This is a genomic window from Kordia sp. (assembly GCF_050633145.1).
GTDB lineage: Bacteria > Bacteroidota > Bacteroidia > Flavobacteriales > Flavobacteriaceae > Kordia.
The window spans coordinates 1-19929 of record NZ_JBOEFY010000072.1; the positions used below are offsets into that span (position 1 = coordinate 1).

Sequence of the window (19929 nt, forward strand, 5' to 3'; positions counted from 1 at the left end):
TTTATAATTCTATTCATTAGAAGTTATTCACTCGTATTCTCCTATTTATGCATCTTAGATACAAAAAACACTATATAGTAATTAGAGTATTAGAAATATAGTTATTCAAAATACTAAAATTCTTTTAGGGATTAGGAATAGTTATATTTGTAGTATTGCATTTAAATATCATGATTAATAAATAAGAAGAAAAGGTAGTTGTTTAAAACCGTTAAATCATATCATAATACAATCATAAATAAAGGCGTCACTTATATGGCGACTGAGTTTGATAGACGTGCTTTAAGACTCCTAAACTTAATATGTCTTTATGGAGGCGTACTTATTATTCCTGTAGTTTTTATAAAAAAACTTATAGACGAGCAGTATATAGTAATGCTAATCCTTTTACTAGCAGAAACAATGTTTTTCATTGTGATTTATCTAAATTCTATTGGAAAAAATCAAATTGCTTGCCTCATCTTTTTCTTTAGTACCAATACATTATGTTCCGTTGCTGTAGCGCTCGACACGGAACAACTCGAAGTACCATTTATCGCCCTTTCTATAGGAGTTTATAGCATTTTTTTATTGAAAAATAAAACTTGGCGAATTATAAGTTTTACATATTCTTTCGTCACTTTTGCCATTCTTCATCATATTCAAATGACGCAACGAGAATTTGGAATTGTAGGATATATATTAACCTTAGTAGTTTTACTTATTTTTTCTATCGGATTACGATTTGTGAATACGATGCGGAATAAGAATGAAAAAACAATCTTAGTGCAGAATGAAACATTGAAAAATCAAAATGAAATCATTAAAACGAAATCCCAACAATTATTGCAGTTAGAAAAAGAAAAGTATCAACAGGAATTATTGCTAAAACAAAAGGATATGGAAATGGTTTTAGCAAATAATAAAGTTCGTACTCAACTTAACGATAATATTATCAACAAGTTGAAACTAGCGCAGAAAGAAGGAGATCTTGAAAAAAATATAAATAAAGTCATTGTTGAACTTCTTCATCAAAACGAAATTAATACACGCATGAAGCTTATTGAAGAAAACCTAAATGTGGTGAACACAGGTTTCTTGGATAAATTACTAGAAGCACATCCAAACATGACTCGTGTAGATAAAGAACTTTGTTCGTATATAAAGATGGGACTTTCCTCTAAAGAAATTTCAATCATTAGAAACACAACGGTCAATTCGGTAAACGTTACCAAAACGCGACTCCGAAAAAAAATAAATCTTGCGTCAGATATGACAGTTTCTGACTATTTAAAGTCTCTGTAAGTCTACACTTACTACACTTCTCAAAAAACGTTTAAATTTCAAAAAACGTCTTAAACCCTTAATTTACTTAAGTTTTAACAAGTTGTTAATACTTTGTCAACCTGCTTTTTTTTCTCTACTGATGAGGTTTGTGAATATTTGACAAAAATTCTGAGAGCACTACTTACTAATACTTAGTGTCATCTATAAAACAGTTTTTTTAAACCATATATAACATAAACTAATCTACCGTATACATGAAAAAAAAGCTACTATTCATTGTGTTTTTGAGCTTAACGTACAGTTTTTATGCTGCAAAAAATACTGTTGACTACACAACTAAAAAAAGAGCAATAGTTAAAACTGTTGCGCCTACAATTACAGAACAACCTACAGATATTACCATTGACACTAATGAAACCGGACAGCTAACAGTTGCAGCTACAAATCTGGATACAGTTGCCTGGGAATTTTCTATTAATAATGGTACCACTTGGATTCCTGCCATTGATGGCGGAAGTTTTTCAGGAAGTAACACAACCACAATTTCCATTGTATTGGATATGGAAGTCACTGCTGGTTATTTGTTTAGAGCTTTAGTAACAGATTCTGGTGGAGATTCAATATACTCTGACACTGCTTTGGTCACTATTTTGGACTATACAACGATTCCCGATAGCAATTTTGAAACTGCCTTAGAAAATTTAGGCTACGATAATATTTCTGATGACGGACAAGTGCCAACCTATCTCATAAAAGAGCTTACAGATTTAAATGTAGGCAATAGTAATATTTCAGATTTAACAGGTATTGAAGACTTTACAGCGTTAACAGGCTTATCAGTAAATGATAATTCCATCAGTAGTTTAAACTTAATTCATAATACGGATTTAACCTTTGTAAATGCGCGAAATAATGGTTTAACTTCTTTAGATATTACCGGATGCCCAGATATGGGTTTATTGTTATTAGAAAATAACAACCTGACTAGTTTAGATTTGACCAATAATACAATCTTAACACGTGTTTGGGCACAAAACAATAATTTCAACACTTTCAATGTCACCAATAATCCGCTGTTACGCGCTATTGGAATCACCAATAGTAACTTGACAACTTTAGATTTAACAAACAGCATTGCCTTAGAACAATTATATGCCAGTGGCAATTCCATTACAGAAATCGATTTAAGCAACAGTCCAAGTATTCGCATTATAGGAGTGAATAATAATGCATTGAGAACTCTGAATATAAAGAATGGAAACAATACAAATGTTACAACCTTTGCAGTTGCAAATAATCCAAACCTAACCTGTGTTGCGGTTGATGATGTCGCTTATAGTACTGCCAACTGGACAAGTATAGACGCACAAGTTAATTTTGTAGATACGAGCTGTTATACTCAAATTCCAGATACAAACTTTGAAGCTGCATTAGACGCTTTAGGATATGATAACATCTCGACTGATGGACAAATTCTTACTGCAGCGATTGATAGCATTACAACGCTAAATATAATTAACAAATCCATTTCAGACTTATCAGGAATTGAAGCTTTTACAAGTCTGCAAACACTCAGCATTTCCGACAATAGCATCACTAGTATCGATCTTTCAAACTTAACGCAATTGGTGAATTTGTATGCAAACAACAATCAATTGATGGCACTTGACTTGAGTACCAACACTCTATTAGAACTTGTTCACGCAAATGACAATAGTTTGACAAGTTTGAATACAGATAACATATCACAACTTACAGAGCTTTCCGTAAGTGATAATTCGATAAACGCATTAGATTTTACCCAAAATACGCTCATAGAAACTGTAGATGCAAGTAATAATTCGCTATCGAGTTTTTTGCCAACGATGCTAGTTGATTTAGTCACACTAGACATCAGTGGAAATTCCATTTCGCAAATAAATCTTTCTTACAATACCAATTTGGAAGATTTGAATGCACAAAACAATCAACTAGAAAGTATTGATTTGACAAATAATACTGCACTAACAAGCATTCAACTTGATACAAACAGTTTAACTGATGCGACCTTTAAAAATGGCAACAATACCAACATTGCAACTTTTTCAATTACAGGGAATAGTGAGTTGGAATGTGTTCTTGTAGACGATGTTATGTATAGCGAAACCAACTGGACCAATATTGATGCACAAACGATCTTTAGAGATGGTGATTATTGTGAATATACTGCCGTTCCTGATCCTAATTTTGAAGCACAATTATCTAGTTTTGATGATATTCCAGATGACGGACAAGTACCTACAGCGTTAATAGCTACTAGAACTGCATTAAGCGTAACGAATGATAATATTTCAGATTTAACAGGGATAGAAGGATTTACAGCATTGCGAACATTACGCGCTACAAATAATAGTATTTCTACATTAGATCTAAGCTCCAATACAGCATTGCGAACTGTAATTGTGAATAATAACAGCCTTACAAGCATTAACGTAAACGGCTTAACCAGTTTAGAAGAACTAAATCTAGAAAATAACAGCCTTCTTGCTATTGATTTGAGTACAAATACAAGTTTGAGATCATTGTTGGTCAATAATTGTGGGAATTTGCAAAGCATTACCTTTGGCAATAATTCTTTTCTAAATACCATAGAAGCAGAGAATGCAGGCTTAACAAGCTTGAATACAAGTTCACTGACACAACTACAAAATCTTTCCCTCAATAATACGTCGCTACTTTCATTGGATGTATCATCAAATGCTTCCATAAGAGCACTTGCAATTAGCAATACGCCCATAGAATTCCTTAACATACAAAATGGCAACAACACGGATGTTAACAATTTTGACGCGACGAATAATGCCAACTTGTTCTGTGTTTTGGTAGATGATATTGCGTATAGTACAGCCAACTGGACAGCTATAGACGCACAAGTTAATTTTGTAAATACGAGTTGTTATACTCAAATTCCAGATACAAACTTTGAAGCTGCATTGGGCGCTTTAGGATATGATGGCATCTCGGCTGATGGACAAGTTCTTACAGCAGCGATTGATAGCATCACATCTCTAGATGTAATTAATAAATCCATTTCAGACTTATCAGGAATCGAAGATTTTACAAGTCTGCAAACACTCAATATTTCCGACAACACCATCACTAGTATTGATCTTTCATATTTGACGCAATTGGTGCATTTATATGCAGATAATAATCAGCTAACAACTCTTGATTTAAGCTCAAACCCATTGTTGGAAAGTTTACATGCAGACAACAATAGTTTGACGAGTTTGAATACCGATAATATATCACAACTTACAGAACTTTCCGTAAGTGACAATTCGCTATCGAATTTTGTCCCAACGATGCTTGGAAACTTACAAATATTAGACATCAGCGGAAATTCTATTTCGCAATTGAATCTTTCCAACAATACATACTTGGAAGATTTAAATGCACAAAACAACCAACTAGAAAGTATTGATTTGATAGCAAATACTGCACTGAGTAGTATTCAACTTGATAACAACAGCTTAACCGATGCTACTTTTAAAAATGGAAACAATACCAATATTGTAACTTTTTCAATTACTGGAAATAGCGAATTGGAATGTCTTTTTGTAGACGATGCTACATATAGCACCACTAACTGGGCCAATATTGATGCGCAAATGATCTTTAGAGATGGCGATTATTGTGAATATACTGCCATTCCGGATGACAACTTTGAAACAGTACTCGGAAATGAAGGTTTAGACGATGTTTCTGGCGATAACCAAGTGCCTACAATATTATTAGCTACCGAAACACTACTAAACATTAGCGGAGAAAATATAGCTGATTTAACAGGAATTGAAGACTTTCCAAGGTTACGACTTTTAAGAGCCAAAGATAATAATATCACAACACTTGATTTGAGTGCAAATACTTTACTCGTAAATATAGATTTAGAAGATAATAGCATTACAAGCATCAACCTAAACGGATTGACGAGTTTGATAGATTTACAATTAGAAAATAATAATCTGTCCACTATTGATGTGAGTACGAATACAGCACTGGAAGTACTGACACTTGACAATAACTCGAATCTTGCAAGTCTGGATATAACTACGAATACGAGTTTGAGAGCACTTATGGCAAGTGGTTGTACCAATTTAGAAATCATCACCTTTGGTAATAGTACTTTCTTGGCTACAATAGAAGCAAATAATTCTGGGTTGACAAGTATAAATGTAAGTTCATTGACACGACTGAGAAATATTTTCTTAAATAACACGTCGCTAACTTCATTAGATGTATCATCAAATGCTTCCATAAGAGAACTTGCAATTAGTAATACGCCCTTAGAATTCCTTAACATGCAAAATGGTAACAACACAGATATTAACACTTTTTTCGTGATCAATAATGCCAACTTGTTCTGTATTTTGGTAGATGATATTGCATATAGTACTACCAATTGGACGAATATTGATACTCAAATTTCATTTAGTACAACCTATTGTCGCTATACTACAATTCCAGATGCTAATTTTGAAGCTGCGTTGGAAACTTTAGGCTATGATGATATTTCAGACGACGGACAAGTACCTACAGCATTAATTGAAGGCGTTGCAAATCTTTCCATCAACAATCAAAACATAGCCGATTTAACAGGAATTGAAGATTTTACTGCACTTCAAACACTGAATGCGAGCAACAATTCACTGACAACTTTAGATGTAACACAAAATACACTATTAGAATTACTAAACGTACGAGACAATCAACTCACAACCATCGATCTAAGCAACAATACCGCTCTTGAAGATTTAGAAATTGATGCAAATAATTTAGAAAGTTTAGATGTAAGTGCCAATACATTGCTTACTCAAATTGCAGCAGATAACAATTCAATTACAAGCTTAGACTTGACAACCAATACCGCTCTTGAAAATCTTTCTATTACGGATAATGGTTTGGAAACCTTAACGGTTGGAATGAATTCGACACTTAGAGATTTTGAAGTCCAAAATAATACATTAGTTTCCTTAAATCTTGACGGCGCTACTGCGTTAGATTTTATCAATCTATCCAATAATACTTTGGAAACATTGAGTGTTCGAAACGGAACAAATACGAGCATTTCAATCTTTAATGCGACAGGAAATGAAGATCTTACTTGTATTTCAGTAGATGACGCAGCATACAGTACGACCAATTGGACCACTATTGATGCTGCTTCCAGCTTTAGTGAAACCGACTATTGCAGATATACAGCGATTCCAGATTCCTTTTTTGAAACTGATTTAGGAAACTTAGGTTATGATGATATTCCAGATGACGGACAAGTGCCAACTGCCTTAATTGAAGTGGTAACTATACTTGATCTTACCACGAGCCTTTCATTAAGCATTACTGATCTCACAGGAATTGAAGACTTTACAGCATTAGAAGAATTAAATATAGAAGGAAATTCTGTGCCAACACTAGACTTTACTTCAAACTTGAATTTGATCAAATTAAATTGTAAAGCAAGTAATGTTACTTCTATTGATATCACAGATTTAACAGCATTAGAAGAGTTACAGGCAGGTTTCAATCCATATACAACATTAGATGTTTCTACAAACGTAAATCTTAAAAAATTACAGTGTCAAGACTCACGTATAACAATGTTAGATGTAAGCAATCTTCCGTTATTAACCGATTTAAATTGCAGTTTTAGTTCGCTAACCACACTAGATGTTAGAAATGGAAACAACACAAATTTCACAAATTTTAATGCAACCAATATTCCTAACGTAATTTGTATTCAGGTAGATGATGTTACATACAGTACCGAAAACTGGACTAATATTGATGCCACGGCAAATTTTACATCAACAGATTATTGTCGCTATACAACAATTCCTGACAGTAATTTTGAAGCAGTGTTAGACTCATTGAATTATGATGATATTCCTGATGACGGACGCGTACCAACATCATTAATTGAAGGCGTTGCAAATCTTTCCATCAACAATCAAAACATAGCCGATTTAACAGGAATTGAAGGTTTTACAGCACTTCAAACACTGAATGCAACAAATAATTCACTCACAGCTTTAGATGTAACACAAAATACATTATTAGAATTACTAAACGTACGAGACAATCAACTTACAACCATCGATCTAAGCAACAATACCGCTCTTGAAGATTTAGAAATTGATGCAAATAACTTAGAAAGTTTAGATGTAAGTGCCAATACATTACTTACTCAAATTGCAGCAGATAACAATTCGATTACAAGCTTAGACTTGACAACCAATACCGCTCTTGAAAATCTTTCTATTACAGATAATGGTTTGGAAACCTTAACGGTTGGCATGAATGATGTTCTTAGAGATTTTGAAGTCCAAAATAATGCATTAGTTTCCCTAAATCTTGATGGCGCTACTGCGTTAGACTTCATCAATCTATCCAACAATACTTTAGAAACATTAAGTGTTCGAAACGGAACAAATACGAGCATTTCAATCTTTAATTCGACAGGAAATGCAGCGCTTACTTGTATTTCAGTAGATGACGCAGCATACAGTACGACCAACTGGACCACTATTGATGCTACTTCCAGCTTTAGCGAAACTGACTATTGCAGATATACCACAATTCCAAATTCCTCTTTTGAAGCTTATTTAGGAAACTTAGGTTATGATGATATTCCCGAAGATGGACAAGTACCAACTGCCTTAATTGAAGTGGTAACTTCTTTAGATGCTTCAAGTCAAGGTATTACTGATATTACAGGAATTCAAGATTTTACAGCACTACAAACATTAGATGTTTCTTCAAATCTTTTATCAATTATTGATGTCAGCGGAATGCCTAATCTAGAAACTTTTGTTGCCAGTCCTATTTCATCTAGTCTAGAAAGTGTGGATGCTTCCAACACACCAGCCTTAAAATCATTGACGTTGACAGAAAGTTTTGTTTCTCAACTTAATATTACTGGAGCTGTAAACTTAGAAGAATTGAATATTTATACTACAAGCATTTCTAGTTTAGACCTAAGCACTAATACTTCACTAGAAGTTATTATTACCTCCCAATCTTCTTTAAATGTACTAGATGTAAGTAATTTAAGCGCTTTAAGAGAATTAGACGTAAGTCGAAGCAATATTCGCAGTTTAGATTTGAGCAATAATACTGCCTTAGAAATACTTGATGCTTCTAACACTAGTCTTAACAGTTTAAATATAAGAAATGGTAATAATACTGCAATAACATCGTTTGACGTAAGTTTTAATGGTAGTTTAACTTGTATTCAGGTAGATGATGTTACATACAGTACCGAAAACTGGACGAATATTGATGCCACGGCAAATTTTACGTCAACAGATTACTGTCGCTATACAAGCATCGTTGATCCTAACTTTGAAGCTTCTTTAGGAAACTTAGGTTACGACGATATTTCGAGTGACGGACAAGTACCAACTGCCTTAATTGAAGAGGTAACTTCACTAGATATATCTTCATTAAACATAAGTGATATTACAGGAATTCAAGATTTTACAGGACTACAAACATTAGATATTTCCAGCACAAATATTATCAATCTTGATTTGAGTGGAATGCCGAATTTGGAAACGTTAAATATGGCGTCTACTGCATCACTTACTACATTAGATGTTTCTGATGCTACTGCTTTACAAACCATTACTGCTTCAGATTCAAATGTATCTACAATCGATTTAACCAATGCAACTGCACTGGAAGAAGCATTCCTATTCAGAACACAAATTACCACACTTGATATCAGTACCAATACCGCATTAAAACATTTGGAAGCCTATGACAATGCATTATTAACTGGCATCTTAGACTTAACTGCAAATGGAAACCTTGAAATTATCAATGTAAATAATACAGGCTTAAGCACTTTAGATCTTAGAAATGGAAACAATAGTGGCATTACAGCATTTAGTGCTACCTCAAATGCTTCTTTGTTGTGCATTTTAGTAGATGATGTTGCGTATAGCACGACCAATTGGACGAGTATTGATGCTACTACGAATTTTAGTACTACCTATTGTAGTTATACACAAATTCCCGATCCGAATTTTGAAGCTGCGTTGGAAACTTTAGGTTATGATGATATTTCAGATGATGGACAAGTGCCAACTGTTTTAATAGAAGGTATTTCCTCACTAAATGTTAGTTCTCAAAGTATTAGCGATTTCACAGGAATTGAAGATTTTACAGCATTAACATACTTAAATATTGCATTCAATCTAGCAACTACAGTAGACTTGAGTGATAATACACTTTTAGAAGAATTTAGAAGTTTTCGAGGGGCACTTGAATCAGTGAATATATCTAATTGTGCTAATCTAAGGATTTTAAATATAGACGAAAACGCACTAACAACTCTTGATCTTTCAAATAATAGTGCCTTAGAAGAATTGGTGATCAATCGCAATAATATAACAAGTCTTGATGTAACAAATAATATAAATCTAACCAAATTAGAAGCTGCTGGAAATTCTATTGGAACCATAAATTTAAGCACGAATACACTTGTAGAAGTACTTTTCTTATCAGATTGTGGACTCACTACTATTGACCTCAACAACAATGTAAATTTGAGAAATATAATATTATCAAATAACGATATTTCTGCGATCAATCTTTCAAATAATACTGCATTAGAAAACTTTACAATGGAACGAAATCAGCTTATTGCTATTGATTTCTCTAACAATATATTGATAGAAGATATTGACATTCGAAATAATGATATCACAACGTTGCATCTTCCTGATCTTGATTTTCTAGAAGACATTAATATCGAGGAAAACTTTAATTTAAGTTCCTTAACTTTTGGAAATCTTCCTGTATTTCATGAGTTATTTGCCAATGAATGTGCCCTAACAAGTATCGATGTATCGAATCTTCCCACTTTAGAGCGATTAGATCTTAGACAAAATCAGCTCACAGAATTAGATTTGTCGCAAAATATAGCATTAACTAGAGTATATATAAGTGATAACAATTTAAGTTTCTTAACGCTGCAAAATGGAAATAATACGAGTATAACTGATAGTAGATTTAATGCTACAAACAATCCAAATTTAACCTGTATATTGGTAGATGATGTTGCGTATAGTACTGCCAATTGGACGAGTATTGATGCTACTACGAATTTTAGTGACACCTATTGCCGTTACACGCTAATTCCTGACCCGAATTTTGAAGCTGCATTGGAAACTTTAGGCTATGATGATATTTCAGACGACGGACAAGTACCTACAGCATTAATTGAAGTTGTAAATTCGTTGGATGCTTCTAATGCCAACATTAGTGACTTAACAGGAATTAAAGATTTTACAGCACTACAAGCATTAAATGTTTCTGGGAATACTATTGCTGACTTAGACATTAGTGAAATGCCAAACTTACTGTCATTAGAGGCAGTAGCAGCCATTACTTCTTCGTTAGATATATCTAATACACCACTATTAGAAACCGTAAATGTATACGAAAATTCTATGACCATCATCAATCTTACGGGAGCAACAGCTTTAGAAGAATTGTATATATACAGAACACATATTAGCACTTTAGACTTGAGTGGAAGTAATTTATTAACACGATTGATTGCTTTTGAAATGCCAAATCTTACATACATTAATCTTGCAGATGCAGTATTACTGAGAGACTTAGAATTACAAAGAACTCACATGTCAAGATTGGATTTAACATCTAATATATCTTTAGAATCTCTGAACATTTCTGAAACAGAATTAAGAATTGTAAATCTTCAAAATGGCAATAATACCTCCATCACATCTTTTGATGCTAGAAATAATATGGATTTGGACTGTATTATAGTTGATGATGCAGCCTATAGTACTGCCAACTGGAGTAATATTGACGCGCAAGCTAGTTTTAATGAAATGCATTGTCGTTATACACAAATTCCAGATGCTAATTTTGAAGCATATTTAGAAAATCTCGGTTATGATGATATTTCTGATGATGGACAAGTACCAACAGTATTCATAGAGAATATCAATGGTTTGACGATTTCCAATATACCAATTGCTGATTTAACAGGTATTGAAGATTTCACAAACCTTGATAACTTAAGTTTAATAGGTACAAACCTTACAACGCTAAACTTTAGCGCAAACACAAGACTTGAACGTTTACTATTAACAAATAATACGGGCATTACGAGTTTAGATGTGAGTGGAAATACAGCCTTAGATTTCTTAAGTATCAACGGCAGTAGTCTTACAAGTTTAGACCTCACTAACAATCTTGCACTAAATTATTTATCACTAAACAATGTTGATATCACTGCATTAGATCTAAGTATGAATACTGAGCTTGAAAAATTCTTTCTTTCCAATGCGCCAATTTCATCGTTAAATCTGCAAAATGAAAATAATACGAATATCAATCAATTCTCTATAGGCAATACACCAAACTTAACTTGTGTATTAGTAGATGATGCTGAATACAGTGATATCAATTGGTTTGCTGTAGATAACACCATTACATTTAATGAAATGTCATGTGCTAGTAACTTTACAGTAGCTATTAAAATCTTTTTACAAGGTGCAGCACTCAATCCAAATAATGGAGAAGAAAACTTAATGCGAGACGACTTACGCGTAGCTGGTTACATTCCAACGAGAAGTCCGTATGCTGATATGTTATCTTGTGAGAATACAGTATTTAACGCTACAGGAAATGACGCCATTGTCGATTGGATTTGGATAGAATTGAGAGAAGCTACAGACAATACCATTGTTTCTTATTCACGTTCTGCCTTATTACAACGCGATGGTGACATTGTGGATGTAGATGGTGTTTCTCCATTAAACTTCGCTACAGACGAAAATACATACTATATAGTTGTAAATCATCGCAGTCACTTAGGGATTATGAGTACTACTCCGATAACATTTGTAGCGACAAATACTATAGACTTCACTACAAGTTCAACTTATGGAAGCAATGCGCAAACCGCTTCAGGCATGCCATCTGGTGTTGCGGCGTTATGGGCAGGAAATGCAAACAGCGATATGGTCGTGCAATACTCTGGGACAAGTCCAGACACACCAAATATCTTATCGACAGTATTAAACGATCCTGGAAACTTCTTGAATTTCCCAACCTATAATGTCATTGGATATTACGCAAATGATATCAATATGGATGGAATGATTCAATACTCAGGAACCAATCCGGATACGCCGTTCATTCTACAAAATGTACTGGCACATCCTGGAAACTTTCTAAACTTTAGTACCTATCAAATCATAGAACAATTACCACAAAACCAGCAATAATTCAAAACAAAAAAGCGCAATAACTATCCTTTGAAAGCAAACAATAGAGGTATTTAATGATACAATATCTCTATTGTTTATTGATAAGCTAATCAAATTACCAATGCATCTTAAAACCCAAAAAATGCTTCAATCCCTTAAAAAATGGAAGTTTTAACAAGTTGTTAATACTTTGTCAACCTGCTTTTTTTCCGAACGCATGAAGATTTATAAATATTTGTCAAAAAATATAAGAACACTCCTGAATAGTTTTTAAAAACATTCATGCAACAGTTTTTATAACAATCATAATTAAAATAAACTAAAAAACGATGTATAGAAAACTAACAGCTTTACTTCTGTTCTGTAATCTATGGTATAGTTACGGATATACAGAAACTGACAACAATGTAGCATGTGCTTCATTCATTCCAATTCCTGATCCTAATTTTGAAATAGCATTATTTAATTTAGGAATTGACGATATGCCAGGCGATGGACAAGTGCCCATGGGAATGGTTATGATAACGACAGACTTAAACGTGTCCAATCAATTTATCGCTGACTTATCAGGAATTGAGCATTTTGCAGCGCTACAAACCTTAAATGTTTCAGGAAATAATTTGACAAATTTGAACCTAAATGGTCTGCCTCAATTGACACATTTGTATGCGAATGACAATATGTTGAACATATTAGACTTAAGTAACAATCAATCGTTGCAATACATACAAGCTGATAATAACAATCTTTTCCAGATCAACATTCAGAATCTATCTGCATTGCTAGAAGTTTCTCTAAACAATAACAACTTATCAATGCTGGAAATTTTTAACAGCATGAACTTGGAAACACTTCGAGTAACGAATAATATGTTAATGACTTTAGAAGTTTCAGCATTGACAAATTTAAAAACCTTAGATGTTAATGAAAACTCACTCCAAAGCATTTCTCTTGAACCGCTCGTGAATTTGGAAAACTTAGTTATTTCTAACAATCAATTGAGCACAATTAATCTAGGTTTCAATACTGCATTAATAAATTTTGACGCATCCTCAAATCAATTAACAAGTATTGATTTAACTATGAATACTGCATTAAGTACCATTCAGTTAAGCAATAATAACTTGACTTCCGCAAATTTGAGAAATGGTAATAATACCAATATTTCAAGCGTAAATCTAACAAGTAATACTGGGTTAACCTGTGTATTTGTAGATGATACAGCCTATAGTACAAGCAATTGGACAAGTATTGATACACAAACACTATTTACAAGCACAGAGTATTGTAGATACACTATAATTCCCGACATCAATTTTGAAACGACATTGGAAGCTTTAGGCTATGATGATATGTCAAGTGATGGACAAGTGCCAACAGCTTTAATTGAAAATGTAACGGCTTTAAACTTAAGTAGCACAGGAACTGCCAATTTATCAGGAATTCAAGATTTTGCTGCATTAGAAAGTTTTGAGTTGAATGGTGAAACGATTCCAACAGTAGATCTAAGTGCAAACACACAATTAAAAACTGTAGAATTTAATGACTCTACAATCAACACCTTTTTAGTAGACAACAATCCATTGTTGGAAACCATAGAGTTTGATAGCTCTGATGAACAATCGGTAATTACAAATTTAAATCTATCCAATAGTCCTTCGTTAAGAGAATTAGATGCAAATAGTATTGGTTTAGTCAATCTTACCTTACCAAATGACATTCAAAATTTAGAAAAAGTCTTTTTAGAAGGAAACAATTTCGAATCATTAGATCTTTCTGGAGCGACCTCTTTGACTAGGATTTTATTAGGAAATAGTACTGATCTTAACTATTTGAACTTAAAAAACGGAAATAATACAAATGTTACATTAATCAATTTACTAAACACTCCTAATTTGACCTGTGCTTTGGTGGATGATGCAACTTACAGTACGACCAATTGGACTGTGGTTGATAATCAAATTAGTTTCAGCGATACCTATTGTCGTTATACGACTATTCCAGATGCCAATTTTGAACTGCGATTAGGAACGTTGGGATATGATGATATTGCTACTGATGGACAAGTACCAACCGCATTGATAGAAAATGCGCAAAGTATTTTAATCGCTAATTTGGCAATTACCGACTTAACAGGAATAGAGGATTTTACCGCACTACAAACGTTAGAGGCAGATTTTAATAATCTTACAACAATAGACCTCAGTAACAATCTTAATTTAACATATCTTAATGTAAATCGTAACGGTTTAACGAACTTAGATTTAACCGCAAATACATCGTTAGTGACGGTTATTGTTACAGAAAATGAACTCACTGAGTTGGACATCCGCAGTGGTAGCAATACGAATATTTTTGTCTTTAATGCTAGAAACAATCCAAATCTCAACTGCATATTTGTAGATGATGCAGCCTACAGTGCTTCCAATTGGACACAAATTGATGCACATACACAATTTTCAGCCACAGGATATTGTCGTTACACTAGCATTCCTGACAGCAATTTTGAAGCAGCTCTAAACACTTTAGGCTATGATGATATTGCAGGCGACCAACAAGTTCCAACCGCTTTAATTGAAGTAGTGACTTCATTAGATGTAAATAGCAAATCGATAACTAACATGACTGGTATTCAGGATTTTATTGCTTTAACCGAATTGGAAGCAGCTAACAATCCTTTTTCAACGATTAATGTTAGTACACTCACAGATTTGGAAATTTTAAATCTAGATTCATGTCCTATTACCAGTTTAGATGTTTCCAGCAATTTACAATTGAAAAACTTAGATGTTGAAGATGGAGGAAACTTGAACAGTTTAGATTTGACTACGAATACACTTTTAGAAGTACTAGATGCCAATGATGCCAGTTTGTCGAGTATTACTTTTGGGAATTTAACAAGTTTAAAAAACTTATATCTAAACAGTAACCAACTACAATCTTTAGACTTGTCTGCATTGGTGGCCTTGGAAGAAGTTTTTCTCAGAAACAACGCGCTTACATATTTGAATGTCAAAAACGGAAATAATACGGCGATATTGAGCGGAAATTTTGATACAACTCAAAATCCTGATTTATCCTGTATCGTAGTAGATGATGTAGCTTACAGTACGGCCTATTGGACAGCTATTGAACTAAATACTAGCTTTAGTGATACCTATTGCCGCTATACTGCCATTCCTGATTCGAATTTTGAAGCTGCTTTAAATGCGTTAGGCTATGATGATATTCCTGATGACGGACAAGTACCAACGACTTTAATAGAAAATGAGTTGGTATTAGATGTTAGAAATGCTTCCATTGCAGATTTAACAGGAATTGAAGATTTTACAGCCTTAAGGTCCTTACGATTGACAAACAATTCATTGACAAGTATAGATCTTTCACAAAACCTTAACCTTGATTTCTTATGGTGTGATAAAAACTCATTAACAAGTCTTGATTTGTCAAACAATACTGGTGTTCGTTTTATTGCTGCCAGCGAAAATGCGATTACTTCTTTTGATGCAACTGGACTTAGTGAATTGACTAATTTATCAATTTGGACCAATCAACTTTCAAGTATAAATCTAACTGATGCAGTAGCATTAAGAGAACTTGATTTATTTGGTAATTCATTGACTGAATTAGATGTTTCTGAAAATGTTTTATTAAAAGAAATTGGTATTCGAAATAATAGCATATCATCGCTAGATTTAACCAATAATCCAGCATTGACAAGTGTCGATGTTAGAGATAATGGTATGACGCATCTGAATGTAAAGAATGGATTTAATACCAATATCACCAACTTTAGAGCGAATTCTAACAGTAATTTAACCTGCATTCGTGTAGATGATGCAGCCTACAGTACAACCAATTGGACAAACATTGATGCGCAAACAAGTTTCAGTGATACGTATTGTCGTTATACAGTAATTCCAGATCCTAATTTTGAAGCATATTTAGATAGTTTGGGCTATGATGATAGTACTGCAGATGGACAAGTGCCGACGGCGTTGATTGAAGTACTTACTTCATTTACGATACTTCCTGGGAATACTATTTCTGACATTACAGGAATTGAAGCTTTTACGGCATTAGAAGAATTGAGAATTAATCAAAACAACATTACTTCTGTAAACGTAGATGCCAATACAGCTTTAACATTATTGGAGATAAATAGTAATCCTGTAACGAGTGTTAGCGTCAATAACAATCCTGTATTAGATGCTATTCTCATATTAAATACTGAAACTACCATAGCAAGTTTAGACTTAAGCAATAGCCCGTTACTAAGAGATATAGATATTACCAACGCCGGCTTACAAAGCATCGTATTGCCAGAGTTGCCAAATCTTGAAAAAATCTTTATGCCAAACAATAACTTAACAGCTTCTTTAGATCTTTCTGCATCAACACTGATACAACGTGTTGCACTTCAGGGAAATAATCTTTTAGATTTTAATATGAAGAATGGAAACAATACGAATATTTTATCCATTTTTTTACAAAACAATCCAAATCTGACTTGTGTCTTGGTAGATGATGTTAACTATAGTACGACCAATTGGACAGGCATTGATGCGCAAACAAGTTTCAGCGATACCTATTGTCGTTATACAGCAATTCCTGATGCAAATTTTGAAGCTGCTTTAGAAACCTTAGGCTACGATGATATGTCTAGTGACGGACAAGTACCAACCCTATTAATTGAAGGAATAACTTCGCTAGATATACAGAATCAAGCGATTGCTGATTTAACAGGAATTGAAGCTTTTACGGCTTTGACAGATTTACAAGCCAATAATAATCTATTTTCAACCGTAAATTTACATACCAATAGTGCCTTAGAAATCTTGAATTTATCTAATTGTCCACTAACAGAACTCGACTTAAGCAGTTTAGTAAATCTACTAGAAATTGATCTGGTAAATAACAACTTAACAAGTCTGGATCTAAGTAACAACACTGCTTTACTATCTTTAGTTTCTACAGGGAATAGTATTGTATCTTATGATTTACGAAATAATACTGCCTTAAATGAATTGGTAGTTGTTTCTAACGTAGCAGAATTTATCAATATAAAAAATGGCAATAATACAAACATAAGTGGCCATTCTATTTATGGAAGTCCATCTTTATGTGTATCTGTAGATGATGTACAATACGCAATAAGTAATTGGAGTAATGTGCAGTCTTCTAGTATTTTCACTGATAGTTATTGCCGTTATACACAAATTCCAGATGCTAGTTTTGAAGCACAGTTAACCTCACGAGGTTATGATGATATTCCAGATGATGGACAAGTACCAACCTTACTCATTGAAAGTATAACTACGCTTGTCTTAAATAATGATAATATATCAGATGTTACAGGAATTGAGGATTTTGCTGCCTTAACTAGGTTATCACTCAAAGAAAATGACTTTACAACCATTGACTTATCGCAAAACACACTTTTAGAAAGTATCAATTTTGAAGAATCTGATGTGATAAGTATAAACATCTCTAACAATCTGTTGCTTAGAAGCATTGATTGCAACCAATCTGATTTAGCAAATATTGATATCAGCAATGTTCCTTTGTTGAAGTATTTAGATGTTAGTGGGACAGAAGTAGCAAATTTAGACACAAGTAATACGCCATTATTATCAAATTTAGATGTAAGTGGTACGCTAATTTCAGTGTTGGATGTAAGTAACAATCCGTTACTTACCAGCATACGAATAAATGGTACAGATATAGAATCATTAGACCTATCAGTATGTACTAGTTTGATTGAGTTCAGTGCCTTTAATGCTATCAATTTGATGTTTCTAAACATGAAAAATGGTAATAATACCAATGTAATCGATTTTGATACACGTAACTGTAACGTATTGGGTTGTGTCTTGGTGGATGATGCTGTGTATAGTACCACCAATTGGACACAAATCGAAGCTGTAACTAGCTTTAGCGATACGTATTGCCGTTATACAGCAATTCCTGATGCCATTTTTGAATCAGAACTAGGAGCTTTAACCTATGATGATATTCCAGATGATGGACAAGTGCCAACGGCTTTAATCGAAAACGTTATTTCCTTAGATGTTGGTGGCGCTGGTATTGCAGATATCACTGGAATTGAAGCCTTTGTAAGTCTGGAAGATTTGAATGTTGAATCAAATTCATTTACCAATATTGATGTAAGCAATCTTACAAAACTAAAAGAGCTTAGACTGAGCAATTGTCCAATAACGAGTATAGATGTCAGTACGAATATTTTATTAGAAGATTTATTCTTAGAAAATGCGGTCAATTTAGGAGTATTAGATCTAAGCACAAATACACAATTAATAAATCTTGATGCTACAAATTGTGGAATCACAGCTATCACCTTTACCACACATGATAATTTATTGTCTATTGTTGTTCCGCAAAATGAATTAACCAATCTAGATGTATCTTCTTTTAGCGCTTTGGCAGGAATTGAAGTAAATGACAATAACCTAAACTTTCTAAATGTAAAAAATGGAAACAACGGGAATTTAGAAATCATTGATTTCACCAATAACCCAAACCTAACGTGTATTTTGGTAGATGATGCCGCAAACGCGAATGCAAATTGGAGCAGTTTCAAGGATGTTACAGCAACTTACAACGATGTTTCATGCACCAACGATTTCTCATTAGATATCAGAGTCTATTTGCAAGGTGCTGCCTTGAATCGGAATGCAGGTGAACAAAACCTAATGCGAGACGACCTACGTATGGCGGGATACTTACCAACGACGAGTCCGTATGCAGATGCAATTACCTGTGAAGCTACCGTGTTTGATGTTACTGGAGCTAATGCTATTGTCGATTGGATTTGGATAGAATTACGTGATCCTACAAACAACACTATTGTTTCGTATGCACGTTCTGCACTACTACAACGCGATGGAGACGTAGTAGAGATTGATGGCGTTTCTACATTAAATTTTTCTAATCTTGAAGACACCTACTATGTAGCTGTAAATCATCGAAGTCATTTGGGAATCATGACCGCAAATGCAATAACATTCACTATAGGAGCTACAAATTCTGTAAACTTTGCAAGTTTTGGTGATTCTTCGCTATTTGGAAGCAATGCGCGAACTACGTTTGGAATGCCTACAGAAATTTATGGAATGTGGTGTGGAAATGCAAATGGAGATACTGTAATTCAGTACTCAGGAACAAGTCCTGATACGCCAAATATTCTATCAGAAGTATTGAACGATCCAGGCAACTTTTTAAATTTTCCAACCTACAGCGTTACAGGCTATAATACAAATGATGCCAATATGGATGGTGTTATTCAATACTCAGGTACCAATCCTGACACACCATTTATTTTACAAAACGTACTGGCGCATCCTGGAAACTTCCT

At 33.7% G+C, this 19929-nt stretch carries 2 protein-coding genes and 1 pseudogene; all 3 read left to right on the plus strand.

The features are described 5' to 3' along the window. The first annotated feature begins 255 nt into the window (after positions 1-255). A complete protein-coding gene (locus tag ACRBBL_RS24220; RefSeq protein ID WP_431371679.1) occupies positions 256-1284 on the plus strand; it encodes a helix-turn-helix transcriptional regulator in 1029 nt (342 codons plus the stop codon). A 236-nt stretch (positions 1285-1520) separates the two neighbouring features. Beyond that, the gene (locus ACRBBL_RS24225; RefSeq protein ID WP_431371680.1) at positions 1521-12572 is read left to right on the plus strand and encodes a hypothetical protein; all 11052 of its coding nucleotides are present in this window, start codon (positions 1521-1523) and stop codon (positions 12570-12572) included. Positions 12573-12883: 311 nt separating this feature from the next. Then, positions 12884-19929: pseudogene (locus ACRBBL_RS24230) on the plus strand (hypothetical protein); the annotation flags it as partial.

Coding starts and splice junctions, on each gene's coding strand:
- ACRBBL_RS24220 (WP_431371679.1), top strand. CDS start 256: ATGGCGACTGAGTTTGATAGACGTGCTTTAAGACTCCTAAACTTAATA.
- ACRBBL_RS24225 (WP_431371680.1), top strand. CDS start 1,521: ATGAAAAAAAAGCTACTATTCATTGTGTTTTTGAGCTTAACGTACAGT.